General features: G+C 46.6%; 22 protein-coding genes. 11 read left to right on the top strand and 11 right to left on the bottom strand.

The window, feature by feature from the left end:
* Positions 1-4 precede the first annotated feature (4 nt).
* Positions 5-1021 carry a UDP-glucose 4-epimerase GalE gene (galE, locus tag ACTHTY_RS04125; RefSeq protein ID WP_440366553.1) on the bottom strand — a complete coding sequence of 339 codons (1017 nt, stop codon included), beginning with the start codon at positions 1019-1021 and terminating at the stop codon, positions 5-7.
* 221 nt (positions 1022-1242) lie between these two features.
* Here galE and ACTHTY_RS04130 point away from each other — a divergent pair, with 221 nt between their 5' ends.
* From ACTHTY_RS04130 to ACTHTY_RS04140, 3 genes are read left to right on the top strand one after another with little or no spacing between them, the layout of a single operon-like run.
* Positions 1243-1473, top strand: a complete 231-nt coding sequence (locus ACTHTY_RS04130; RefSeq protein WP_003747973.1) for an acyl carrier protein — start codon at positions 1243-1245, stop codon at positions 1471-1473.
* 3 nt (positions 1474-1476) lie between these two features.
* Positions 1477-2916 (top strand): AMP-binding protein, encoded by a 1440-nt coding sequence (locus ACTHTY_RS04135; RefSeq protein ID WP_440366554.1) that lies wholly within the window; start codon positions 1477-1479, stop codon positions 2914-2916.
* A 2-nt stretch (positions 2917-2918) separates the two neighbouring features.
* Positions 2919-4292 (top strand): XcbB/CpsF family capsular polysaccharide biosynthesis protein, encoded by a 1374-nt coding sequence (locus ACTHTY_RS04140; protein WP_263339837.1) that lies wholly within the window; start codon positions 2919-2921, stop codon positions 4290-4292.
* Positions 4293-4393: 101 nt separating this feature from the next.
* Here ACTHTY_RS04140 and ACTHTY_RS04145 read toward each other — a convergent pair whose 3' ends face one another.
* Positions 4394-8083 carry a CDP-glycerol glycerophosphotransferase family protein gene (locus ACTHTY_RS04145; protein ID WP_440366555.1) on the bottom strand — a complete coding sequence of 1230 codons (3690 nt, stop codon included), beginning with the start codon at positions 8081-8083 and terminating at the stop codon, positions 4394-4396.
* 17 nt (positions 8084-8100) lie between these two features.
* Positions 8101-8310: a hypothetical protein gene (locus ACTHTY_RS04150; RefSeq protein WP_440366556.1), complete on the bottom strand. Its 210-nt coding sequence runs from the start codon at positions 8308-8310 to the stop codon at positions 8101-8103.
* 732 nt (positions 8311-9042) lie between these two features.
* Between ACTHTY_RS04150 and ACTHTY_RS04155 the strand changes: the two genes are divergently transcribed.
* From ACTHTY_RS04155 to ACTHTY_RS04180, 6 genes are all read left to right on the top strand, one after another.
* Positions 9043-10221: a polysaccharide biosynthesis/export family protein gene (locus tag ACTHTY_RS04155; protein ID WP_440345032.1), complete on the top strand. Its 1179-nt coding sequence runs from the start codon at positions 9043-9045 to the stop codon at positions 10219-10221.
* 11 nt (positions 10222-10232) lie between these two features.
* On the top strand, positions 10233-11402 hold the full coding sequence (locus ACTHTY_RS04160) for a capsule biosynthesis protein (protein WP_036492193.1): 1170 nt from the start codon (positions 10233-10235) through the stop codon (positions 11400-11402).
* Positions 11402-12199, top strand: coding sequence for an ABC transporter permease (locus ACTHTY_RS04165; RefSeq protein WP_063068518.1), 798 nt, complete (start codon positions 11402-11404; stop codon positions 12197-12199). Before ACTHTY_RS04160 ends, ACTHTY_RS04165 begins: the two co-directional genes overlap by 1 nt.
* Positions 12196-12846 carry an ABC transporter ATP-binding protein gene (locus tag ACTHTY_RS04170; RefSeq protein ID WP_036492188.1) on the top strand — a complete coding sequence of 217 codons (651 nt, stop codon included), beginning with the start codon at positions 12196-12198 and terminating at the stop codon, positions 12844-12846. Before ACTHTY_RS04165 ends, ACTHTY_RS04170 begins: the two co-directional genes overlap by 4 nt.
* Before the next feature lie 64 nt (positions 12847-12910).
* Positions 12911-15184: a Tex family protein gene (locus ACTHTY_RS04175; RefSeq protein ID WP_440366557.1), complete on the top strand. Its 2274-nt coding sequence runs from the start codon at positions 12911-12913 to the stop codon at positions 15182-15184.
* Positions 15185-15384: 200 nt separating this feature from the next.
* Positions 15385-15726 (top strand): hypothetical protein, encoded by a 342-nt coding sequence (locus ACTHTY_RS04180; RefSeq protein ID WP_070504164.1) that lies wholly within the window; start codon positions 15385-15387, stop codon positions 15724-15726.
* Positions 15727-15783: 57 nt separating this feature from the next.
* On the opposite strand, the gene ACTHTY_RS04185 is transcribed toward ACTHTY_RS04180, so the two are convergent.
* The gene (locus tag ACTHTY_RS04185; protein WP_440366558.1) at positions 15784-16674 is read right to left on the bottom strand and encodes a LysR family transcriptional regulator; all 891 of its coding nucleotides are present in this window, start codon (positions 16672-16674) and stop codon (positions 15784-15786) included.
* A gap of 128 nt (positions 16675-16802) precedes the next feature.
* Between ACTHTY_RS04185 and ACTHTY_RS04190 the strand changes: the two genes are divergently transcribed.
* Both ACTHTY_RS04190 and ACTHTY_RS04195 read left to right on the top strand, forming a co-directional pair.
* Positions 16803-17198 carry a DoxX family protein gene (locus ACTHTY_RS04190; protein WP_440366559.1) on the top strand — a complete coding sequence of 132 codons (396 nt, stop codon included), beginning with the start codon at positions 16803-16805 and terminating at the stop codon, positions 17196-17198.
* 15 nt (positions 17199-17213) lie between these two features.
* Positions 17214-17819: a nitroreductase family protein gene (locus ACTHTY_RS04195; protein ID WP_440366560.1), complete on the top strand. Its 606-nt coding sequence runs from the start codon at positions 17214-17216 to the stop codon at positions 17817-17819.
* Between the two features lie 112 nt (positions 17820-17931).
* Here ACTHTY_RS04195 and cysS read toward each other — a convergent pair whose 3' ends face one another.
* The 7 genes from cysS to ACTHTY_RS04230 all read right to left on the bottom strand — a co-directional run bounded on the left by cysS (position 17932) and on the right by ACTHTY_RS04230 (position 23340).
* Positions 17932-19353 (bottom strand): cysteine--tRNA ligase, encoded by a 1422-nt coding sequence (cysS, locus tag ACTHTY_RS04200; RefSeq protein WP_440366561.1) that lies wholly within the window; start codon positions 19351-19353, stop codon positions 17932-17934.
* Between the two features lie 241 nt (positions 19354-19594).
* On the bottom strand, positions 19595-20749 hold the full coding sequence (gene obgE, locus ACTHTY_RS04205) for a GTPase ObgE (RefSeq protein WP_440366562.1): 1155 nt from the start codon (positions 20747-20749) through the stop codon (positions 19595-19597).
* 143 nt (positions 20750-20892) lie between these two features.
* Positions 20893-21381: a peroxiredoxin family protein gene (locus ACTHTY_RS04210; RefSeq protein WP_440366563.1), complete on the bottom strand. Its 489-nt coding sequence runs from the start codon at positions 21379-21381 to the stop codon at positions 20893-20895.
* Positions 21378-21761, bottom strand: a complete 384-nt coding sequence (locus tag ACTHTY_RS04215) for an acyl-CoA thioesterase (protein WP_440366564.1) — start codon at positions 21759-21761, stop codon at positions 21378-21380. Before ACTHTY_RS04215 ends, ACTHTY_RS04210 begins: the two co-directional genes overlap by 4 nt.
* Entirely contained in the window at positions 21761-22123 is a 363-nt protein-coding gene (locus tag ACTHTY_RS04220; RefSeq protein WP_003681812.1) for a hypothetical protein, read from the bottom strand. The genes ACTHTY_RS04215 and ACTHTY_RS04220 overlap by 1 nt, the downstream gene beginning before the upstream one ends.
* Positions 22124-22237: 114 nt before the next feature.
* On the bottom strand, positions 22238-23065 hold the full coding sequence (locus tag ACTHTY_RS04225; protein WP_440366565.1) for an MlaA family lipoprotein: 828 nt from the start codon (positions 23063-23065) through the stop codon (positions 22238-22240).
* The gene (locus ACTHTY_RS04230) at positions 23062-23340 is read right to left on the bottom strand and encodes an STAS domain-containing protein (protein WP_036493932.1); all 279 of its coding nucleotides are present in this window, start codon (positions 23338-23340) and stop codon (positions 23062-23064) included. The genes ACTHTY_RS04225 and ACTHTY_RS04230 overlap by 4 nt, the downstream gene beginning before the upstream one ends.
* Between the last annotated feature and the right edge of the window lie 15 nt (positions 23341-23355).

The raw sequence follows: 23355 nt of genomic DNA on the forward strand, positions 1-23355 counted from the left end.
CAACTTAATCGTCGTAGCCATTTGGGTTGTTGCTGACCCAACGCCATGAGTCTTCCATCATCTGCGCCAAATCGCGTTTGGTCTCCCAACCGGTTTGCGCTTTGGTGTAGGCAGGGTCGGCATAGAAACAGGCTAAATCGCCATCGCGACGCGGTTTGATTTGGAACGGAATGGTCAAACCGGAGGCTGCCTCAAAGGCACGGATGATTTCCAATACCGAATAAGCACGTCCCGAACCCAAATTAAACAGGTGTACACCCGAAACATCGCTTTTCGCCTGCATGGCCGCCACATGGCCTTCCGCCAAATCCATCACATGGATATAGTCGCGCATACCCGTACCGTCTGGGGTAGGGTAGTCATCGCCGAAAACCGACAATTGCGGCAGCTTGCCTGAAGCCACTTGGCAGATATAAGGCAGCAGATTGTTTGGGATACCGTTTGGCTGCTCGCCAATCAAACCGCTTTCATGCGCACCGATAGGGTTGAAATAGCGCAACAAAATCACGCTCCAGCGCGGATCGGCCTTTTGGATATCCGTCAAAATGCGCTCCACCATAGACTTAGACGTACCGTAAGGGCTGGTCGTATCCCCCGGTTGCATATCTTCCGTATAAGGTACTTTACCCGGATCGCCGTAAACCGTAGCCGATGAGCTGAACACAATCTTAAATACGCCGGCACGCGCCATTTCTTCAGCCAAAACCAAGCTGCCCGACACATTGTTGTCATAGTATTTCATTGGTTCGGCCACGCTTTCACCGACTGCCTTTAAGCCGGCAAAATGGATGACGGCATCAATATCGTGTTCTGCAAAGATTTGACGCAACACTTGACGATCACGGATATCCCCTTGGTAAAAAGGCACAGACTTGCCGGTAATCTTTTCCAAGCGCGGGAGGATGTTGGCAGACGAATTGCACAAATTGTCCAAAATCACGGCATTAAAGCCTGATTTCAGCAGGGAAACAACGGTATGAGAACCGATAAAACCGGTACCGCCGGTGATAAGAATAGTCATTGGTTTTCCTTAATTAAAATTGTGTTTGGGAGTCGTGAAACCGGTTGGCTGAAAATACAAACGCTTTCAGATGACCTGATGTAAATGTTGTCAAAGAGGGATTGCTTTATTTGGATATTGTATATTTAGTTACCTGAAAAGTAAAAAAATATGGGATAATCACAGTGTTATGCACAGGGTGCAAAGCGTTATCATTTCAATTTTAATAAAAGGATCTTACCATGTCAGTATCTAACGAAGTTTTGGCGTTGATTTCACAAGTTGCACAAAAACAAGTGTCAGCAAATGAAGAATTGTTGTCTACAGGACTTATTGATTCTGTGAGCGCAATGGATTTGGTTATGGCCATCAAACAAAAATTTGATGTTGATTTGCCGTTTGAGCAACTGGTTGATATTTTGGCAAACTCAGCCAATATCATTCAATATGTTGAAAATAATTACAAAGGCTAAATCATGAAACAATTAAATGAATTCCAAAATCTTGATGATTTTTTGGAATACCGTTTCAGCCAAACTTCGGGAAAAGCGTTAGTTAATGATACTCAGGAATGTTCTTGGGAAGAGTTGCGCGTAAAAATAGCCGCATTTATCGAGGCTTACAAAAGCATAGCAGATATTACCAAAAACATTCCTCTGGTGTTGCACGGCCATAAAGAAATTGATTTTGCAGTGGCAATTTATGCCTGCTTATTAAACAAAATCCCTTTTATTCCGGTGGATAGTATTTATCCTGAAAGCCGTCTGAACAATATCTGCCAACTGTCGAAAGCACGCTTTGTGTACCGTTCGGCAACGCAAACTTTTGAAAAGCAGACTGACGAAGAAGTAGAGCTGGCTGAAAAAGATTTGGCTTACATCATGTTTACTTCAGGAACAACCGGCGCACCTAAGGGTGTGCAAATCGGTCGTGAAGCCGTGTTTAACCTGATGAAATGGATGAAAGAGCAGCTTAATTTAGCCGCACCTAATGTATTCATGAATCAGGCTCCGTTTGCGTTTGATTTGTCAATGTACGAAATCTTTGGCAACTTGGCTTACGGCGGTTGCATTGTCATGAACAGTCGTGATGCTATTTCTAATCCTGCCACCTGGATTGATTTTTTGGCCAAACAACAAATTACTACCTGGGTTTCCACGCCTTCTTTTGCCATGCAGCAGCTGCTTAACCCTAAATGTAGTCAAGCTACTTTACCGAGTTTGAAAGAATTTTTGTTCTGCGGCGAAAAACTTGGCAAACCAGTAGTAAATATGATTTTTCAAAAATTTCCCGGTGTCCGTGTTATCAATACCTATGGTCCGACTGAAGCTACTGTAGCAACAACTTACGTTGATATTACACCTGATATGCTGGCGGCAGAGGAAGAGTTGCCTGTAGGCGTTGCCGTGCTTAATTCCAAATTAGAGATTGTTGACGAAGAGATTTGGATTAGCGGTAACCATGTGATGCGTGGCTATCTGAACAACGAAACTGAAAATGCTAAACGCTTGGTAGTACACAGTGCAGATAACCGGACTTATAAAACAGGTGATTACGGTTTTGAAAAAAAAGGATTGTTCTATGTACAAGGCCGTAAAGACGAGCAGATTAAGCTCAATGGCTACCGTATCGAACTTTCAGAAATTGAAGAAAAAATCCTTAACCTTAAGGAATTTGCCTTTGATAATGTGGCAGTAGTGGCTTTGAAACGCAACACAGGCGCAGTATTGCGTTTGGTGTGTTTCTATACAGCCAAGCAAAGTGCCGATACTCAGGCGATCAAAGACGCATTAGTACAAAATTTACCGTCTTACATGATGCCGTCTGAATTTATTTACATTGATGAAATTCCAGTCAGCACCAACCACAAAACCGACAAAAAAGCATTGTTGGAAAAATATCAGCGAGGTTTATAAAAATGGATTTATATCAAATTCAGAAAAATATCTTACAAAAAACCAAGATTAATCCTCAAAAGGTTAACGCTTGGATTTATGAAGATCAAAGTATAGTGTTCGATTTTCTGTTGAATGACTATTTTGTCAGCATCAGCTATTCGACATCAGGACAATCTTTTAACTTTATTGAGCGTAATAAGAGCAAGGTTTCTAAAATTTCTATTTTTCCAAAATTTCTGAAATATATTTCAGAAATTTATGGAAGTTACCCGCAATCGGTTAATCAGGAAAAGACAGTATTGTCTTTTAAATTTGCTGAAGCTGATTGGGTAAAAATTGAGGATAAATTTAGTGAGATTTTAGAAGTTACTTCCATTTATCTTGGCAGCGAACTGTGCTACATCCTGAATGTTGAAAAAAATAAAGGCATTAATTTAGCCGAGTATTTGGATAAGCCGGAAGTTGAATACATTGGTGTCAAAGGCGACAGTAATGAGTTTTTCCTAACCTATGCTCGGAAACATGGTTTAAGTAATTATGTTTATGAGCTAAATAATAAAGGTTTTTTAGCTGTTGAACACAAAATGGGTGTAAGTGTGTTCCGTCGTGTGAACAAGCACAGCTATAAAGATCTTTTAGCCTATTTCTCAGACTCTTTCCATGAGTTGGAAAATGTACTTTATACTGTTGAAGCACCTAAATCTATTAACGCTAATAAGAAGAACTTATTAATATTATTTTCATATACGCATAAAAATAATGAAAATATGCTAGATAGGTATTATAGTCATCCATTTCCATTTATTGCTAACAATATTATGCCTAATACCTATATTATCCGTGTAACTGATATAGCAGGTGCATTTGGTAGTCATGGTTTAAATACTAAGTTTGATGAAAATATTGAAGATAATATTCAGCGGTTTATCAAGAGTCTAATGAATATTTATGGAATAGAAAAGGAAAATGTAATACTCTCAGGATTCTCTTCAGGAGGTACTAGTGCTATCTATCATGGATTGATTGGTGGGTATAAAACTTTTGCTATTGATCCTTTTTTAGGTAATCATAATAATTACTATAATGGGAAGGATCCTGTGTATTTATATTCAATCCGCAAACCGATTATGGAAACATTTAAAGAACTACCTACCAAAATCAATCATAATTTTGAGAATCAAGTGGTTATCTCCTCTGCTAAGGTTTCTGAGTTTTATCAAGATATTAAAGAATTTAAACGATCTTTGCCTGCAATCGTATTATATGAATTTGATTTTGAGAAGATCCAGAAACATACTGATTTCCCAAGTAATGCTTCATTTTTAATACATACCATTATTAATAATTTGCTGTTGGACATCCATATCACTGATTCGGACATTAATCTGAATTAAAATATGAAGTAGATATATGGTGGCTTGATTAGTGTATTAACAGTAAAGGCCGTCTGAAAACATAAAAGTTTTCAGGTGGCCTTTTTTAAGATAACACAAAATTACTTTAAACAAGCCAATTGTTTTTTCAGACATTTAGCCTGCAATACTTTGTCATCTTTAGCTTCAGCTATTTCGGCTGCCAGTTTCCAATATGCTGCTGTGTCTTGTAGAGAGAGGCTGTCAAAATAACGTTGTGCTGTCTTATGCTTTTTTAGACGGCATAAAGCAGTTGTATAAAGATACATTGTTTCCGGTGAGGTTTGTGCAAAATCAGCCAATATTTTGGTGACAGACTCCCAATCTTGGTTTTGGGCAAGTTTTTCAGCTTCATACAAGGCCAAAGACGGATTCTCAGGATATTTTTGGCGCAGTTGAGCCAATAGATATCCTTCGCCGTCAGTGTTGCCGGTAGCGTACATTTTTTTCAGATAATCGACTGTTAAATCTTCAGGAATTAAGAGTAGGTTTTCTTCAAAGGCACGGTTAAGCTGGGTAAATAATTTTTCAGAGTCACCACGTAATTTTGCAAGTCTTGCAATGGCAATACGACAACTTGGGTCGTTTTTTGTGTGCTTTTCAAAAGCAACCAAATACTGATGTGCGCCTTGTAAGTTGCCAAGTTTCATGCAGAGGTAAGAAGCCAACAGCTCGGGTTTTAGATAGCCTTTTTGGCGATCATCCAAGCTATCAATATACATTCTCAGTAAAGCCAATGCTACAAAATAATTCTGCTCCGATAGCTTTTGTGCTACGGTCAACAAAGGTTGATATGAGTCGGGTAAGTCTGTACCTATCCGGGCAAACAGTTTTTCATACGGCCTTTTTGCTTGGTGAAATGAGGCTGCAAGCAATGAGATAAGTAAATCATTTTGCGTTCCTATATGCTCGTTTTCAGCAAAAAATTCCGCCCCTTTAACAGCATTACCGATATATAAGTCCATTTTCGCATGCCAGTAACCTGCGGTATCGGGATAATCAGGTAACAGGTTTTGCAAAGTATCAAACTGTTTGCTCTCAAATAAAGCGTTCAGATAACGATGGCGATAATCAGCTGTTTCTTCCGCATTCAGACGGCCTGTATCAAGCAGAGTTTGGATACGGGTTGCTGCCAAGTCCCATACTTGATGATTCTCTGCTTGCTCAATCATATTGATTAAAATCGGCAGATTGTCAGCGGTTTCGGCATGGTCAAGAGCAGTAATAGCTTGATACACACGTTCACAGTTGCCACCTTCCTGAAAGGGGAAAGTATCGCGGATGCGAGCAAGATATTCGGGTTTGGCATGTCCTGATTTTAAAATGCTTTCTAATTCAGCCAGCGTTTCATGCTGATTGATGGTAATAGGGCCAAATCCGTCAGTTTCGTAAGAAAAATAGCCTTTTTGATAGGTGTGCGTACCTGAAAAGAAGGCTTCTTTATCAAATTGATAGTAAATAATTGCCTTATTCAGATAGGCCATGTCGAATGCTACTGATGAGTAGTCGGTAATCAATACGGCGCAACGTCCGAAAAGATACTGAATACTTTCAGTTTCACGCAGTCCACTCCAGATTTTTATATAGGTAGGGACATTCATTACTTCCAAATAGGGCTCGATATTTGGGTGTGGTGCAAAAATTACTTCGTAGCCGTAGGTTTCTGCCATTTCCTTCAGGCGCTGGTCGTGAAGCAGAGCCTGCCAGTAACGGGCATAGTCAGTTTCCATAAAAGCACTGTTGAGCGTACGAGTATTGCTACCTGTACCGATATTTTGACCGACAATGTTATTGCGCCAAGTTGGCATAATCAGGATCTTGCGACTGTCGGGCTTATTTTTTGATAGTAAGGAGTCGTAGCGTGGAAATCCAGTTAGTGCTACTTCTTTTTCGGTCAGTTTGTAGGTATTGAAATCAGCCTTAATCGAGTGACTTTCTGGCTCAGTGGTGGTAATGAAACAGTGTAGGTTTTGTTTGCTATTTGTCCATGCGGAAAGATTGTCTTTAGTTACTCCGTGCTGGAGAAAGACAAATTTTTTGCTGTGTTCGTATAAATCCCCAAAATAATTGTTAATGTGTTTTTCTAAGTGGCTGGAAATGATTTTTTCAGCTTTACGTAAACGTCGTTTGTATTCGCTACCACCAAATTCTATAAGATTGAAGCCTTCCTGTTTGAGACGGTTCCAGTCTGGGGCAGTTCTGTTGAGTACGAAATAGCAAGTTTGTTCGGGGTGGTTCTGCACCATATAACGATAGAAATGCTCGGCATTATCATCGGCTTTGGTTTCCCTGTCCATCAAGAGCCAGCTGCCATCTGAAAGGTATTTCTCAGATGGTGTAAATAAACCAGTAAGTTCATTTAATGAGATACCGCGCATAAAGGTTTTACCTTTAATCGAAATCCGCATTGCTTTTTTGTTGAGTAAGATATTAATTTTAGCGTTGTCTGAAACGTCACCATAGGGAACCCACAAACGTTTTTCGTAAACAAATAATTGTTCATTTAGCTTATTGACCACGTTTTTTGCATAGGCGGGGACAAGATCACGCCCATCAGCCTGTACAGAATATGGCTGGTCGAAATAGGTAAAATAGCTGATAAGAAACTGCTTGCGTTCACGATCAATGTTTTCAATATAGGCGATTTGGAATGGTGGATCGCTCTGTTTGAACATTCCAAGCATACCAACCTTATGGAATAGCCATACTCCTGCTAAGCCAAATTCCATAATATTTTTTTCATCAATATAATTGAAAACCTGCTGCATTAGATCATAAAAATGTGATTTTTGTTTGGCATTCAGCAAATCTAGACGCTCAGGTCTATTAAGCAATTGTTGGATATACCATGCCATATCGTATAATGCGGTTTTTTGTATTGAAGATGGTACATGCCCTAAGCAGTTTTTATAGTTTTGGAGCATAGGCAAGAAGCCATACTCAAAAACATTAGAAAACTTTTCCACTTTTTGCCAAGAAGTATCTAAAGTGGATGTGCCGCTTTCACGTTTGCGATAGAAGTAGACAGCATCTTTATCAAACACAGCTTTTGCGTTCTGTAAATCTAATAAATAGTCTGCAATAAATTTGCCATCTTCGAAGTTTGGCTTGACATTGTGGTCAAACATCAAGTTCTGTTTTTTAATATAGCTGACTCTGAAAAAGGTGGAGGCAGCTGACATATTGATAAATTTATCGAGCTTAGCAACATCAATAACATGGGTTTTGTCAAAACGGAATCTTAAAGGATGGCTGTCATTAATAGTATTTTGATTTTCAAGGAAAAACTTCATATTAGTAGCTACGGTTACTGCCGACGGATGTTGGCTAATCTGGGTATCTACTGATTTGAAGTAGTCGGGGTGAAGATAATCGTCAGGGTCAGTAAATACTACCCATTCAGTTTGTGTATGTTGCAACCCCAAATTACGTGCCGAGGCCTGACCACCGTTTTCTTTGTAAAAATAATGGATATTTTTTGGAAACTTGGTTTGCCATCGTTTGATGATTTCTGCCGAATGGTCGGTTGATCCATCATCTACTAGAATAATTTGAATGTGTTTTTTGAAGTTTAAGCTTTGTTTGACGATACTGTCAAAATAGTCATCAAGGTATTTTTCGACGTTATAAACTGCCGAAACAATTGTAAATTGGTTGCTACCTTCGTATTTTAAGGGAAGGTATTTTTTGAGTTTCATTACACGTTTGGCATACATGTCGCGAAAAAAGAGTTTAGGGTCTCGTAAGAGCTTCCGAAATTTTTTATTGTTCATTTTTTGACCTTTTATTTTTATTTGGTTTTGAAGTAATTTTCCAGCATTTGAATCAGTTTGTCCTGGTAGTTTTCAATCTGTTGCTGGCTGTGAAAATCGTTGGCACAAAAAGAGTGTGGCTGCTGCCCAATTTTTTTATTTTCCAAGATCTTGATATATTGGGCAGGCGCTTTGTTGGAGCGGCTATTAAAATAATAACATATTTCATTACCTACTGTGGATTGCATGTTTAAAAAACATCTACATAAGGGACGAGGAAGGTGGCAAAATTCAGATCGTGGTTGGAAAAATAGTTGGATAAAAAGGCTTTAATCTCAGTACGGTAGGTAGTGTCACCAAACAAATTCACAGCTGCTTTTAAACAGAAGAATATAAGCGGACAGCCAATATGGTAATTGTAATAGTATAATACAGTTTTTGAAGCAGAATGAGTTGGTGTATCGGTTTCTTTTTTGGACATTTGTTTTAGGCTTTTGTCTGTAATAAAAAGAGAAGCAATTCCGTTGGTGTGAAAGGTTCCTTCGGTAAGGGGGAGAACAGTAAATATATTGTTGTTAAAATAGATGAAGTATTCATTTAGATTGGGAATGTTGTGCAGGTGTGCTTAGATTACATGAGAATTGAAGGTGGGTAGGTATTACGGGTCAATGATTTGACCGTGATATATTATGCTGACGTTGGGATAGTTGACGGAATTGAGCTGGTCAGACTGTTTTCGATAACAATAAGTTTGTCATGCTCTGTTGCACGCTGTTCAGCGTTGCGGACAGAGCATCTTTTGTTGAGATAGTCGCGGAAGAATACACCTGGTTGTCGAATCAGTTTTTTAAGTTTTCTCATGACGGTATTCGCTGTAATGTGATGTTTTTTGATACTTATGTCAGGTTTTCAGACGGCCTAATATTTCATCAGGTGTTATAATGGTCGTGCTTAATTAAAAGTATAGTGAGATTTAATCAATGTTGAAAGCAGAATGTCTTACCCGCAGGGGCATGTTATTGTTGTACGTCAGTCTGTTGGCTGCATGCTCTTCTCTTCCTAATTCTGGTCCGAGTACGCGAAATGTTGTTGCTTTGGGGCAACAGCCGGCTACGGCCGAAGTGCCGGAGGTGGAATTGATTGATGTGAATGGTGCGGTGGCTCAGTCACTATATCAAGCGCAAGTTAATCAGTCATTTGCTCAGTTGGGCGATGGTACATCATCAATAGGGGCTATCAATATAGGCGATGTGCTGGACATTACGATTTGGGAAGCTCCTCCGGCTGTGTTGTTCGGTGGTGCTTTGTCGTCTACCGGTTCGGGTAATGCGCAGCAAACTAAGCTGCCCGAACAGATGGTCAGCTCTTCAGGTACGATTTCTGTGCCGTTTATCGGCGATGTGTCTGTCCTTGGTAAAACACCGGTTCAGGTGCAAAACATTATTAAAGGCCGTCTGAAAAAAATGGCGAACCAGCCGCAGGTAATGGTGCGTATGGTGCAAAACAATGCGGCGAATGTATCGGTTATCCGCGCGGGTAACAGTGTGCGTATGCCTTTGACGGCTGCAGGCGAGCGTGTGTTGGATGCGGTGGCTGCCGTGGGCGGTTCGACTGCGAATGTACAAGATACGAACGTGCAGCTGACACGCGGTAATGTTGTGAGAACGATTGCATTGGAAGATTTGGTGGCGCATCCGCGTCAAAATATTTTGTTGCGCCGAGGTGATGTAGTCACGATGATTACAAACCCGAGCACATTTACATCTATGGGTGCGGTTGGTCATACGCAGCAGATTGGTTTCTCTGTGAAGGGCTTGTCTTTGGCTGAGGCTGTGGGACGTATGGGCGGTCTGCAGGATTATCGTGCAGATGCGCGCGGCGTATTTGTATTCCGTTATGCGCCTTTATCCGAGCTGCCTCCTGAGAAACAATCTAAATGGGTTGAAAAGGGCTATGGCGATCGTGCGGAGATTCCTGTGGTCTACCGTTTGAACCTGGCAGATGCGAATTCTATGTTTTGGATGCAGCGTTTCCCTGTGAAGGATAAGGACGTGGTGTACGTATCGAATGCGCCGATGGCTGAAGTACGCAAGTTCTTGTCATTTGTGTTCTCGCCTGTGGTTAGCGGTGCGAACAGTATTAATAATTTAGTGAACTAATGGGGAAAATAATGTCTGAGCAAGTTTCTGCAAATGTGGATGTGAAACCGGAACAACCGGCTCCCGAAAAGAAAAAGGCCAAGAAGTCTTGGTTGCGTAAGATTAATCCGTTGCTTTGGGTAACGGTTATCGTGCCGACTTTGTGTTCCGGTGTGTATTACGGGCTATTTGCTTCTGATCAGTTTACATCCCAGTCCAGCTTTGTGGTGCGTTCTCCTAAGAGCCAATCGTCTTTGAACGGCTTGGGCGCCATTTTGCAGGGGTCTGGTTTTTCTCGTGCTCAAGACGATATTTATACCGTGCAGGAATATATGCAGTCGCGTTCGGCTTTGGATGCGTTGCGTAAGAAAATGCCCGTGCGTGATTTTTATGAAAAAGAAGGCGATATTTTCAGCCGTTTTAATGGTTTTGGCCTGCGTGGCGAGGATGAGGCGTTTTATCAATACTACCGAGATAAGGTATCCATCCATTTTGACTCTGTCTCAGGCATTTCCAATTTGAGCGTTACATCGTTCAATGCCGGTGAATCTCAAAAGATCAATGATGCTTTGCTCAAACAAGGTGAGGTATTGATCAACCAGCTGAACGAACGTGCGCGTCAGGATACGATTCGTTATGCTCAGGAAGTGGTCAATTCGGCTGAAGAGAAAGTTAAAGAAGCTTCGGCCCAATTGACAAAATTCCGTGTGTCCAACGGTATTTTTGACTTGAAGGCGCAATCTGATGTGCAAATGGGTTTGGTGTCTAAATTACAGGATGAGTTGATTGTCATTCAAACCCAGCTTGACCAGGTAAAAGCCGTTACGCCTGAAAACCCGCAAATTCCGGGTCTGATTGCGCGTGAAAAGAGCTTGCGTAAAGAAATCTCGCAACAAATGAAAGCGATTTCCGGCGGTGGCGAGGGTTCGTTGTCCAATCAGGCGGCGGAATATCAGCGCGTGTATTTGGAAAACGAATTGGCTGAGAAACAATTGGCTGCGGCGATGACTTCTTTGGAAAGTGCAAAAGCGGAAGCAGATCGTCAGCAATTGTATTTGGAAGTGATTTCCCAGCCGAACAAACCTGACTTGGCGCATGAGCCAAACCGTCTGTACAACATTGTGGCAACGTTTGTCATCGGTTTGATTGTCTATGGCATTGCTGTGTTGCTGTCTGCAAGTATCCGTGAGCATAAAAACTGATGAAAGAGCTACATAAAACATCGTTTTTGGAGTCGCTGCTTATCCAAAAAAGGGTAATCGGCGCACTCTTAATGCGTGAAATTATTACTCGCTACGGTCGTAATAACATTGGTTTTTTGTGGTTATTTGTCGAACCTTTGCTGCTGACTTTGGTTATGGTGTTGATGTGGAAGTTTTTCCGCATGCACAACGTGTCGGCTTTGAATATCGTGGCTTTCACGCTGACAGGCTATCCGATGATGATGATGTGGCGTAATGCCTCCAATCGCGCCATCGGTTCTATTGCGGCCAACACAAGCCTGCTGTATCACCGAAATGTACGTGTTTTAGATACCATTTTTGCGCGTATGTTGTTGGAGATTGCCGGTGCTACGATTGCGCAGGTCGTGATTATGTTCGCATTGGTCGTCATCGGTTGGATTGATGTACCGGCAGATATTTTCTATATGTTGTTGGCTTGGCTTTTGATGGCTATGTTTGCCGTTGGATTGGGGCTGGTCATCTGTTCGGTGGCATTTCACTTTGAGCCGTTTGGCAAGGTTTGGAGTACCATCAGTTTTGTGATGATGCCTTTGTCCGGCGTGTTTTTCTTCGTACACAACCTACCTCAGCAGTTGCAACACTATGTGCTGATGCTTCCGATGGTGCATGGTACAGAAATGTTCCGTGCCGGATATTTTGGTAACAGCGTTACGACTTACGAAAATCCTTGGTATATTTTGTTGTGTAACTTGGTTTTGCTGCTGCTTGGTTTGGCGATGGTGGCGAGATTCAGCAAAGGGGTTGAGCCGCAATGATTTCAGTTGAACACGTTTCCAAGCGCTATCTGACCCGCCAAGGTTGGCGGACAGTCTTGCACGATATCAACTTCAAAATGGAGAAGGGCGAGAAAATCGGTATTCTCGGCCGCAACGGTGCAGGTAAATCGACGCTTATCCGTTTGATCAGCGGCGTTGAGCCGCCGACCACGGGCGAAATCAAGCGGACGATGAGTATTTCTTGGCCTTTGGCATTCTCCGGAGCGTTTCAAGGCAGTCTGACCGGTATGGACAATTTGCGTTTCATCTGTCGGATTTACAATGTCGATATAGATTATGTGAAGAACTTTACCGAAGAGTTTTCCGAGCTGGGTCAATATCTTTACGAGCCAGTTAAGCGTTATTCTTCAGGTATGAAGGCGCGTTTGGCATTTGCTTTGTCGTTGGCGGTAGAGTTTGACTGCTATCTGATTGACGAAGTGATTGCGGTTGGCGACTCGCGCTTTGCCGATAAATGTAAGTACGAGTTGTTTGAAAAGCGCAAAGACCGTTCCATCATTTTGGTGTCGCACAGCCACAGTGCCATGAAGCAATATTGCGATAATGCGATGGTGCTGGAAAAAGGGCATATGCACCAGTTTGAAGACATGGACAAAGCCTACGAATATTATAATTCGCTGCCTTAAAGCGATTGTTTTTTAAATCAGGCCGTCTGAAATTTCAGACGGCCTGTCCGTTGGAATTCTATTGATGAACATTACTCAAATTCTTTCCCAAGAGCTTTCCGCTACCACCGCGCAAATCAATGCCGCCGTCGAACTGCTAGATGGCGGTGCAACCGTGCCGTTTATCGCGCGTTACCGTAAAGAAGCCACAGGCGGGCTGGATGATACTCAGCTACGCCAGCTTGCCGAGCGGCTGCAATACCTGCGCGAGTTGGAAGAGCGCAAAGCCGTTGTTTTAAAAAGCATTGAAGAGCAAGGCAAGCTTTCAGACGAACTCAAAGCGCAAATCGAAGCCGCCGACAACAAAACCGCGCTGGAAGACCTGTATCTACCCTACAAACCCAAACGCCGCACCAAAGCGCAAATCGCGCGCGAACACGGTTTGCAGCCGCTGGCGGACGTATTGCTTGCCGAGCAGCCGCAGGACGTGGAAGCCGCCGCACAGGGCTACCTGAACGAAAACGTCCCCGACGCCAAAGCCGCGCTGGACGGCGCGCGCGCGATTCTGATGGAGCAGTTTGCCGAAGACGCGGAACTCATCGGCACGCTGCGCGACAAGCTGTGGAACGAAGCCGAAATCCACGCGCAAGTCGTTGAAGGCAAAGAAACCGAAGGCGAAAAATTCAGCGATTATTTCGACCACCGCGAACCCGTGCGCGCCATGCCCAGCCACCGCGCGCTGGCGGTTTTGCGCGGCCGCAACGAAGGCATTTTGAACATTGCGCTCAAATACCAGCCCGACGACACGCCGATTACGCAGCAAAGTGAATACGAACAAATCATCGCCCGCCGCTTCAAGGTTTCAGACGGCCACAAATGGCTGCGCGACACTGTGCGCCTGACTTGGCGCGCAAAAATCTTTTTGTCGTTAGAACTTGAAGCCCTAAATCGTTTGAAAGAAGCCGCCGATACCGATGCGATTACCGTGTTTGCCCGCAATCTCAAAGACTTGCTGCTCGCCGCGCCCGCCGGACGGCTGACCACGCTGGGTCTCGACCCCGGCTACCGCAACGGCGTGAAATGCGCCGTGGTGGATGATACGGGCAAGCTGCTGGATACGGTCATCGTCTATTTGCATCAAGAAAACAATATGTTGGCAACGCTGTCGCGCCTGATTAAACAACACGGTGTGAAGCTCATCGCCATCGGCAACGGCACCGCCAGCCGCGAAACCGACAAAATCGCGGGCGAACTGGTGCGCGGAATGCCGGAAATGGGGCTGCACAAAATCGTCGTTTCCGAAGCCGGCGCGTCGATTTATTCCGCGTCCGAACTGGCGGCGCGCGAGTTCCCCGACTTGGACGTTTCCCTGCGCGGCGCGGTGTCCATCGCCCGCAGGCTGCAAGACCCGCTCGCCGAATTGGTCAAAATCGACCCCAAATCCATCGGCGTGGGCCAGTATCAGCATGATGTCAACCAAAGCCAGCTCGCCAAATCGCTGGACGCGGTGGTCGAAGACTGCGTGAACGCCGTCGGCGTGGACGTAAACACCGCCTCTGCCCCGCTCTTGGCGCGGATTTCCGGTTTGAATCAAACCCTTGCCCAAAACATTGTTACCTACCGCGATGAAAACGGCGCGTTCGACAGCCGCAAAAAATTGCTGAAAGTACCGCGGTTGGGCGAAAAAACCTTCGAGCAGGCGGCGGGCTTTTTGCGGATTAACGGCGGTAAAGAGCCGCTGGACGCGAGCGCCGTCCACCCCGAAGCCTATCCCGTCGTCGCTAAAATGCTGGCGCAACAAGGCATTAGCGCCGCCGAACTTATCGGCAACCGCGAGCGCGTGAAGCAAATCAAAGCGTCCGACTTCATCGACGAACGCTTTGGCCTGCCGACTATTCTGGATATTTTGTCCGAGCTGGAAAAACCTGGCCGCGACCCGCGCGGCGAGTTTCAAACGGCCTCATTCGCCGAAGGCATCCACGAAATTAGCGACTTGCAAGTCGGCATGATACTCGAAGGCGTGGTTTCTAATGTCGCCAACTTCGGCGCGTTCGTGGACATCGGCGTCCATCAGGACGGCTTGGTGCACATCTCCGCCCTGTCCAATAAGTTCGTCCAAGACCCGCGCGAAGTGGTGAAAGCCGGCGACGTAGTGAAAGTGAAAGTGCTGGAAGTCGATGCTGCGCGTAAACGCATCGCGCTGACCATGCGTTTGGATGACGGACCGGGCGGCACAGCCAAAGGTAACAGGCCGTCTGAAACCCGACATCAAGAACGCCGCGACCGCAAACCCCAACGCAACGAGCGAGCCCCGACCAATTCGGCAATGGCAGATGCGTTTGCGAAGCTGAAGCGGTAAGGTAGAAAATCAATTAAAGGCCGTCTGAAAAATGATGTTCAGACGGCCTTTATCGTATGGGGCGAATGAGATAATTAGTGGAGTGGATATAGTGATGCATCTATTGAATCTTACCGATACATTTTGTAGTAGGCACATGCAAACAAGCGTATAGTTCCAAATATTACAAACCCATCATCACAACTTTAGGAGTTCAAACCATGAAACCTGTTTTGTTTGCTGCGCTGATTTCCTGTTTCTCCGTTGCTGCGTATGCGGCCTGTACCGACAGCCAGCAGCAGTGCGTGATTTATAAAAACGGCAACGTCGCGACAGAAGGCGGCTGTACGGTCAGCAAATGCCAGAATGCCGATGCGCAAGTGTTGAAATGGAAGCTGAAAAACGGCAAAGGCGTAACCGTTGAAATCGGAAAAAACGGTAAGGTTTTGGTGAACAAGAAACCGGGTGCGAAAGCGAACAACAGCAATGCGTCAGGCATGGGTTTGACATGCTATGCCGCCGATGCGGACAAACGCGAACAGTTCTGCTCGACCAATTATTGATTGGATTGTTGCTTTGATTAAAGGCCGTCTGAAAAGTGTTTCAGACGGCCTTGATGTTTATCCTTCCGATATTTTTTCATTGAGAAAGTCGATAAAGCTGCGCACTTTCGCGCTGAGAAATGCCCTGTCGACATAGGTGGCGTTCAGTTGGTCTGTCCAGATGGTGTAATCGGGCAGGAGTTGGACCAATGTGCCGTCCTTCAATTCCTGCTGAACTGCCCAAAGGGGCTGATAGCCTATGCCTGCTCCTGCTTTAATCAGCTCGCGGATCATCAGTGTGTTGTCGCTGCGGATAACCGGGGAGAGGTGGAGAATGGCTTTTTCTCCGGTGTGGCAGTGGGTAATTTCCCAGTTTTGTTGACTGGTATAGGAAGGCAGGATGGCTTGGTGCTGCATGACGGCTTCAGGTGTATCGGGTATGCCGTGTCGGGCCAGATAGTCGGGAGCGGCAAGCAGGACGAACTCGATTTTGGCCAGCGGTTTGACGATCAGCGAAGGGGAGGGGGTTTTGGAAACGCGCAAGGCGAGGTCGAAACCTTCGGCGATGAGGTCGATATGGCGGTTGTCGAGGACGAGGTCAAGCGTGACTTTGGGATAACGCTGGCGGTATTCGGCCAACCATGTGCTCATATTACCGCCTGCAAACCACAGGGGCATGGTAACGCGCAACATACCTTGCGGCGTGTCGGCGCCGCCTGCCGCTTTTTGGGCAGCGGTGTCCAAGGTATCCAGCGCGTAGCTGCATTGACGGTAGTATTCTTCGCCTGCTTCGGTCAGGTGGAGGTTGCGGCTGTTGCGGTGTAAGAGCTTGGCTTGAATGGTGTTTTCCAGATGGCTGACGTGTTTGCTGGCCATTGCGGTGGAGATGTCGAGTTGATCGGCAGCACGGGTAAAACTGCCGCTTTGAACAACTTGGCGGAAAACTTTTAGGCTGAATAGGGTATCCATAATTTCTTATTAGGAAACGTTGTATCAATAATTCGAGTATATATCTCTTACTGTGAATTATCTATACTGCACTTATTGAAATTGCTCCCTACCTCTTTCAGGTAGCCATTAAAATAAGGATTATTAAGATGTCAGCCCTCAAATCATTTCAACCTGTTGTATTGTCTGTCTTGCGTATTGTTACGGCGTATTTGTTTTTGCTGCATGGTACGGCCAAGTTTTTCAGTTTTCCGATGTCTATGGGCGGTGCGCCCGAAGGCTTGATGCTGGTGGCCGGTGTTTTGGAAATTGTCGGTGGTATCTTATTGATATTGGGCCTGTTTACGCGTCCGGCCGCGTTTGTTTTGTCCGGTCAGATGGCAGCCGCCTACTTTATGGCCCACGCGTCTTCTGGTAATGTTTTGTTCCCATTGGCCAACCATGGCGAATCTGCCGTTTTGTTCTGCTTCGTGTTCCTGTATCTGGCAGTAGTCGGTGGCGGAGCGTGGGCTTTGGATAACGCTTTTGGTAAAGATAAAGATTAATTTAAGGAAAAGATCATGACTTATTCTGTTTTGCAACAAGCTGCTGAAACCCGTCGTTCTATCTATGCATTGAGCAACACCCTGCCTCTGTCCAATGAGGAAGTAACCAAAATCATCGAACACGCCGTTTTACATACGCCGTCTTCTTTTAATTCGCAATCTGCCCGAGTGGTCGTATTGTTTGGCGAAGAACATGCCAAAGTGTGGCATTTTGTCGAAGAAGCTTTGCGTGCAATTGTTCCTGCCGAGCAGTTTGAAGCCACTGCACAAAAACTGAACTTGTTTAAAGCAGGCGCAGCGACCGTTTTGTTCTTTGAAGATCAAGATGTTGTCAAAGGCTTGCAAGAGCAGTTCCCATCTTATGCGGCCAACTTCCCTATCTGGGCAGATCAGGCAAATGCCATGGTTCAATATGCTGTTTGGACAACATTGGCGGCTGCCGGTATCGGCGCCAATCTGCAACACTACAATCCGCTGCCTGATGCGGCCATTGCCAAAGAATGGAACTTGCCGGAAAGCTGGTTGTTGCGTGCGCAAATGGTGATCGGCGGTATCGCGGCTCCAGCCGGAGAAAAAGCCTTCCAACCAATAGAAGGCCGTCTGAAAGTATTCGGCGCATAAATGAAATGATGTTTTAAACAAAGGGCGTGATGTTTGCGCCCTTTTTGAAATAGCAAAATTAAAAAGGCCGTCTGAAAACAGTTTCAGACGGCCTTTTATCTATGCCATGAAATCAACCGCGGCGCCAAGTCGTACCGCCGGCGTTGTCTTCCAGAATGATTTTGTGTTCGTTCAGAAGGTCGCGGATACGGTCGGATTCCGCCCAGTTTTTATCCGCGCGTGCCTGTTTGCGGCGGGCGATTAAGTCTTCGATTTCTTCGTTGGAGAGGCCGTCTGAAACAGCACCGCCTTGCAGGAACTCAATCGGATCGCGTTGCAACAGGCCGATGATACCGCCCAAAGCTTTCAGGCAGCCGGCAAGGTGTGCATCATTGGTTTTGTTCACTTCGCCTGCCAGTTCAAACAACACGGCAACCGCTTCGACCGTACCGAAATCGTCGTTCATGGCGGCGTAGAAACGGCGGGTGTAGTCGTTGGCGTTTTCAGATAAGTCAAACTCAGCCGCTGGTGTGTTTTTCAACGTGGTGTACAGACGGGTCAGCGCACCTTTTGCGTCGTCCAAATGCGCGTCGGAGTAGTTCAACGGGCTGCGGTAGTGGGCGCGCAGGATGAAGAAACGTACGACTTCAGGGTCGTATCGTTTCAACACTTCGCGGATGGTGAAGAAGTTACCCAACGATTTGGACATTTTTTCGCCGTCCACACGGATGAAGCCGTTGTGCAGCCAGTATTTGACGTGGCTGGCGATGCTTTGGCCGTGGTGAGTTTGCGCGTGGTCATGGCCGCAGGTATGTCCTGTCGCGCCGACGCTTTGGGCAATTTCGTTTTCATGGTGCGGGAACTGCAAATCCGCGCCGCCGCCATGAATGTCGAAAGTATCGCCGAACAGGTTTTCACTCATAGCGGAGCATTCGATGTGCCAACCCGGACGGCCGTTGCCCCAAGGGCTTTCCCATGCCGGCTCGCCTGCTTTGGCCGCTTTCCACAACACAAAATCAAGCGGATCGCGTTTGAAACCGTCCACTTCCACACGCTCGCCTGCGCGCAGGTCATCCAGCGATTTGCCCGACAATTGACCGTAAGCGGAAAATTCGCGCACGGCGTAATAAACGTCGCCGTTTGCGGCAGGATAGGCTTTGCCGTTTTGAATTAGGGTTTCAATCATGGCAATCATTTGCGGAATGTTTTCCGTCGCCTTTGGCTCAATATCCGGACGAAACACACCCAAAGCATCGGCATCTTCGTGCATAGCCTGAATGAAACGCGCGGTCAGTTCGCCGATGGTTTCGCCGTTTTCAGCTGCGCGGGCAATGATTTTGTCGTCAATGTCGGTAATGTTGCGCACATAAGTGAGCGGATAGCCGCACTCGCGCAACCAACGGGCAATCATATCGAACACAACCATCACGCGTGCATGGCCTAAGTGGCAATAGTCGTAAACAGTCATACCGCAAACGTACATACGCACGTTTTTAGGATCGATGGGGGAGAAGGGTTCTTTTTGGCGGGTAAGGGTGTTGTAGATGGTGGTCATGAGGTTTCGCTAAAGGTTGTCGTTTTGGTGTAGAGGCCGTCTTAATCATGCTTTAACGGCGTTTATAAATTGAATACGGTTATAGAATTCTAAAACAAATTTATGGCTGTGTCCGTTGTTACTTTATCGTTTGATTTTTGAAAAAAGGAGAATACTGCTTACCGAAAGGGCAGGTATAAAACCCGCCCTATGTTTTGTATTTTCAGACGGCCTGTGGATAAAAAAGGTCGTCTGAAATTTTTTACTCCGGCTTAAATACGCCAGTATCTGTTTTAGGCTGCTGCTCGGCAATTTCGGCTTTTGCCTCAGCCTGCTCCGCTTCGGCTTTTTCAGCTTCGATGCGTTTTTTCTCGGTCAGGTATTGGTTGATTTGGTGTACCAATTCCTGTGTGCCTTGGTGGGTCAGGGCGCTGATTTGGAAGAGGCGCGGGGTTTCCATGTCAAATTGGAAGCGGTCGTCTGGTTTCGGATAGTCCCAGCCGATGGCTTCGAGGAAGGCGGTGGTGCGTTCTTGGGCTTCTTCTTCATCGAGCATGTCGAGTTTGTTCAGCACCAGCCAGCGCGGTTTGTCGTAGAGCTCTTCGTCGTATTTGCGTAATTCGTTGATGATGGCGAGTGCTTCTTCGGCGGGGTTGACGGCTTCGTCAAAGGGTGCCAAATCGACGACGTGCAACAGCAGGCCGGTGCGCGATAGGTGTTTGAGGAAGCGGTGGCCGAGGCCTGCGCCTTCTGCTGCGCCTTCAATCAGTCCGGGGATGTCTGCCATGACGAAGCTGTGGTTTTCGTCGATGCGCACAACGCCTAAATTCGGATGCAGGGTGGTGAAGGGGTAGTTGGCGATTTTGGGGCGTGCGGCGGATACGGCGGTAATCAGGGTGGATTTACCGGCGTTGGGCATACCTAACAAGCCGACGTCGGCGAGGACTTTAAGCTCGAGTTGCAGGGAACGGGTTTCGCCTTCTTCGCCGGGCGTGGATTGTTTGGGCGCGCGGTTGACGGAAGATTTGAAGTGGATGTTGCCCAAGCCACCTTTGCCACCTTTGGCAAGGCAGACGCGCTGGCCGTGGTAAGTCAGGTCGGCGACGATTTCGTCAGTGTCGAGGTCGCGGATAAGGGTGCCGACGGGCATTTTGAGGACGATGTCGTCTGCACCTGCGCCGTAGCGGTCGGAGCCGTGGCCTTTTTCGCCGTTTTTGGCTTGGTAGCGTTTGACGAAGCGGTATTCGACGAGGGTGTTGGTGTTTTCGTCGGCTTCTGCCCAAACGCTGCCGCCTTTGCCACCGTCGCCGCCGTCAGGGCCGCCGCGGGGCACGAATTTTTCGCGGCGGAAACTGGTTGCGCCATTACCGCCTTTGCCTGCGGCGACTTCGATTTTTGCTTCGTCGATAAATTTCATGATGTTCTCTTATGGGTATTCTGTTGTTTCAGACGGCCTTTGTTAATAGAGGAGCTTGGTGTCTGAACGGATAAAATGTTGCTTATTATAAAGGATATTTCGGTTTTAGGCCGTCTGAAATGTGGTCTCAGACGGCCTTGGATTTATTGGGTGAGGGCTTGGTCGATTTCTTGGTAGAGTTGGGTGAAATTGGGTTCGCCAACGTAGGTTTTGAGGATGTTACCGTTTTTGTCGATCAGGACAGAAGTCGGGTAAACCTGTGTACCAAAGGCTTTTGCGGCAGTTTTGTCGGCATCGTACATGACGGTGAAAGGAAGGCCATATTCTTTGACGTACTGATGGACGCTTTCGATAGGGTCGATGGGTTGGGCAATGCCGAGGACTTGGAAATTTTTGCCTTGGTAATCTTGGGCGGTTTTGATGATTTTAGGCATCTCGCTCACGCAGCCGGGGCAGGAGGGAAACCAGAAGTTGATGAGGGTAACTTTGTCTTTCAAATCGGCGTTGGTAATGGTTTTGCCTTGCAGGTCGGGCAGGGCGAAATTAGGGGCGGCTTTGTTGCTGGGGATAAGGACAAAGGCAAGAAGCGCGCCAATCGTGGCAACGACAAGGAGTGTGAGTATTTTTTTCATGATGTAAGGTTTTGGATTGCGTGTGCTAAGGTTTGGGGAACGCTGATGCTGCGGCCGCTTTCGCTGCTGACGGGCATAAGAGTCACTTCGGCTTCGATGGCGGCTTTGCCGTTGGGTAGAGTCGCGGTTTGGCTAAGGATGATGTGGCGTGTGCCGATATCTTTCAGACGGCCTGTAAAGGTTAAAACATCGCCTTCAAGCGATGGGCGGCGATAGCGGATATCAACGCGTGCAACAACGAGCATGATGCCTTTGAGTTCGGACAGAAGGTCATGCTCTTGAAAAAACGTCCAGCGCGCTTCTTCGAGAAATTCAAGATAGCGCGCATTGTTGACATGGCCGTAGCCGTCGAGATGGTAGTTGCGGATGGTCAGTTTCATCAGTTGAGATTGATGGGTTGGAACTCTTCGCGTGCGATTGGTTCGTGTTCGAGGTCAGTAATCACGGTGGAGAGTTGGATGTCGAACCATTCGTTGAAAATGTCGGCGTCCAAATCAGGCCATTCGCTTTCGTCTTCGCACCAGTCGGCCAATTCGGCAGCAAAAATGTCTTCGAAACGCGCTTCGATTTCATCCCATACTTCGTCGGCGGTTTCGCACGGGCGAACGAGGTAGGAATTGGCATCGGCTTGGATATCTTCAAGCGTCAGGCCGTCTAGGTGATTGCCAGGCAGGGATTTCAGCCAGTTCCAAAAAGGATCGAGGGGGATAAGCAGGAAGACGCTGCGGTTGACTTCGTACATGGTGTTTTCCTTGGTTTCTGTATAGTTGAATGATATAGCAAAGGTGGTGGACTGGCTATCTTTTGGGGGATAAAGGCCGTCTGAATTTCAGACGGCCTTTATTTTTGGGAACAATCAGGGGTTTTCTGATGGTGTTTGATACAGGATTTTGGGATTGGCTGTATCGGGGATTTCTGCCGGAGCGGTTTGGGGTGCTGCTACCGGCTCGGAAGTGGCGTTGCTGTCCACTAAGTCATCAATGTCGATGTTGTCGTCTTCGCTTTGAGGGAGCGTGCCGCCGGTTTGTTGGGTGCGGACTTTCATGTAAAGGTCGCGTGTGTAGCTGTATTTGTCGATGGCTGCGCCTTCGAGGCTGTCGGTCAGGTCGAGCAGTTCTTCACGGGTGTTGATGGCCTGCAGGCCGATTGTGCCCCAGCGTCCTGCTCTGGTGTGGAAGACGGCGTTTTTAACTGGGTAGACGGTGGTAACGGCGTTGCCAATGGTATCGCGTACGGTAGATGGGCCGAACAGGGGGACAACGAAGTAGTTGCTGTTTTTCCAGCCCCATGAGGCGAAGGTGTCGCCGAGGGTGTTTTTATTGCTGGGTACGCCGCCTGCACCGGCTACGTCGATTAAACCGCCAAGGCCGAAGGTGGTGTTGATGCCGACGCGGACGAGGTCTTCGCTGGCGCGTTTGACGTCAAGGCGCAGAACATTGCTGCCGAAGCTGACGACATCGCGCAGGTTGTTGAAGAAGTTGATCACGCCGGTACGCACTGGTTTGGGCGTTACTTTGCGATAACCGCGTGCGACAGGGGAAAGGACGTATTTGTCTGCTTTGTCGTTGAACTTGGAAACGGTGCGGTTGTAGCCTTCATAAGGGTCGGCCGGATTGCGTTCGGCCAGTGCGGGCGCGGAGGCAAGGCTGATGAGAAGGCAGAGGGAAGCGGTGGTTTTTTTCATGATTGCAACCAGTCTTTGATTTCGTAAAGTTCGGCCAGTGCGCGGACGGAATCGGGAATATTTTGAATGGTCGGTTTTTTGTCTGTCCGGCGCAGAGCGTTGAGCAGTAGGGAAACGCAGGCTGAATCTGCTTTGCCTACTTGGCTGAAGTCTATGCTGTCTGTTTCTTTCAGACGGCATTGTTGTTCGTAGCGCGCAAAGGCGGAGGCAGTCAGGGTTTTGACGGTAACGTCGCCGCTGATGTAGAGCGTGCCGTTGCGGATTTCTGTTTGCATGGTGTCTTTATGATG

The sequence above is a fragment of the Neisseria sp. P0019.S002 genome (assembly GCF_051957155.1).
GTDB lineage: Bacteria > Pseudomonadota > Gammaproteobacteria > Burkholderiales > Neisseriaceae > Neisseria > Neisseria perflava.

Bases quoted from the DNA above. Each gene is read 5' to 3' on its own strand.
- galE (WP_440366553.1), bottom strand. From the start codon at position 1,021: ATGACTATTCTTATCACCGGCGGTACCGGTTTTATCGGTTCTCATACC.
- ACTHTY_RS04130 (WP_003747973.1), top strand. From the start codon at position 1,243: ATGTCAGTATCTAACGAAGTTTTGGCGTTGATTTCACAAGTTGCACAA.
- ACTHTY_RS04135 (WP_440366554.1), top strand. From the start codon at position 1,477: ATGAAACAATTAAATGAATTCCAAAATCTTGATGATTTTTTGGAATAC.
- ACTHTY_RS04140 (WP_263339837.1), top strand. From the start codon at position 2,919: ATGGATTTATATCAAATTCAGAAAAATATCTTACAAAAAACCAAGATT.
- ACTHTY_RS04145 (WP_440366555.1), bottom strand. From the start codon at position 8,083: ATGAACAATAAAAAATTTCGGAAGCTCTTACGAGACCCTAAACTCTTT.
- ACTHTY_RS04150 (WP_440366556.1), bottom strand. From the start codon at position 8,310: ATGCAATCCACAGTAGGTAATGAAATATGTTATTATTTTAATAGCCGC.
- ACTHTY_RS04155 (WP_440345032.1), top strand. From the start codon at position 9,043: ATGTTGAAAGCAGAATGTCTTACCCGCAGGGGCATGTTATTGTTGTAC.
- ACTHTY_RS04160 (WP_036492193.1), top strand. From the start codon at position 10,233: ATGTCTGAGCAAGTTTCTGCAAATGTGGATGTGAAACCGGAACAACCG.
- ACTHTY_RS04165 (WP_063068518.1), top strand. From the start codon at position 11,402: ATGAAAGAGCTACATAAAACATCGTTTTTGGAGTCGCTGCTTATCCAA.
- ACTHTY_RS04170 (WP_036492188.1), top strand. From the start codon at position 12,196: ATGATTTCAGTTGAACACGTTTCCAAGCGCTATCTGACCCGCCAAGGT.
- ACTHTY_RS04175 (WP_440366557.1), top strand. From the start codon at position 12,911: ATGAACATTACTCAAATTCTTTCCCAAGAGCTTTCCGCTACCACCGCG.
- ACTHTY_RS04180 (WP_070504164.1), top strand. From the start codon at position 15,385: ATGAAACCTGTTTTGTTTGCTGCGCTGATTTCCTGTTTCTCCGTTGCT.
- ACTHTY_RS04185 (WP_440366558.1), bottom strand. From the start codon at position 16,674: ATGGATACCCTATTCAGCCTAAAAGTTTTCCGCCAAGTTGTTCAAAGC.
- ACTHTY_RS04190 (WP_440366559.1), top strand. From the start codon at position 16,803: ATGTCAGCCCTCAAATCATTTCAACCTGTTGTATTGTCTGTCTTGCGT.
- ACTHTY_RS04195 (WP_440366560.1), top strand. From the start codon at position 17,214: ATGACTTATTCTGTTTTGCAACAAGCTGCTGAAACCCGTCGTTCTATC.
- cysS (WP_440366561.1), bottom strand. From the start codon at position 19,353: ATGACCACCATCTACAACACCCTTACCCGCCAAAAAGAACCCTTCTCC.
- obgE (WP_440366562.1), bottom strand. From the start codon at position 20,749: ATGAAATTTATCGACGAAGCAAAAATCGAAGTCGCCGCAGGCAAAGGC.
- ACTHTY_RS04210 (WP_440366563.1), bottom strand. From the start codon at position 21,381: ATGAAAAAAATACTCACACTCCTTGTCGTTGCCACGATTGGCGCGCTT.
- ACTHTY_RS04215 (WP_440366564.1), bottom strand. From the start codon at position 21,761: ATGAAACTGACCATCCGCAACTACCATCTCGACGGCTACGGCCATGTC.
- ACTHTY_RS04220 (WP_003681812.1), bottom strand. From the start codon at position 22,123: ATGTACGAAGTCAACCGCAGCGTCTTCCTGCTTATCCCCCTCGATCCT.
- ACTHTY_RS04225 (WP_440366565.1), bottom strand. From the start codon at position 23,065: ATGAAAAAAACCACCGCTTCCCTCTGCCTTCTCATCAGCCTTGCCTCC.
- ACTHTY_RS04230 (WP_036493932.1), bottom strand. From the start codon at position 23,340: ATGCAAACAGAAATCCGCAACGGCACGCTCTACATCAGCGGCGACGTT.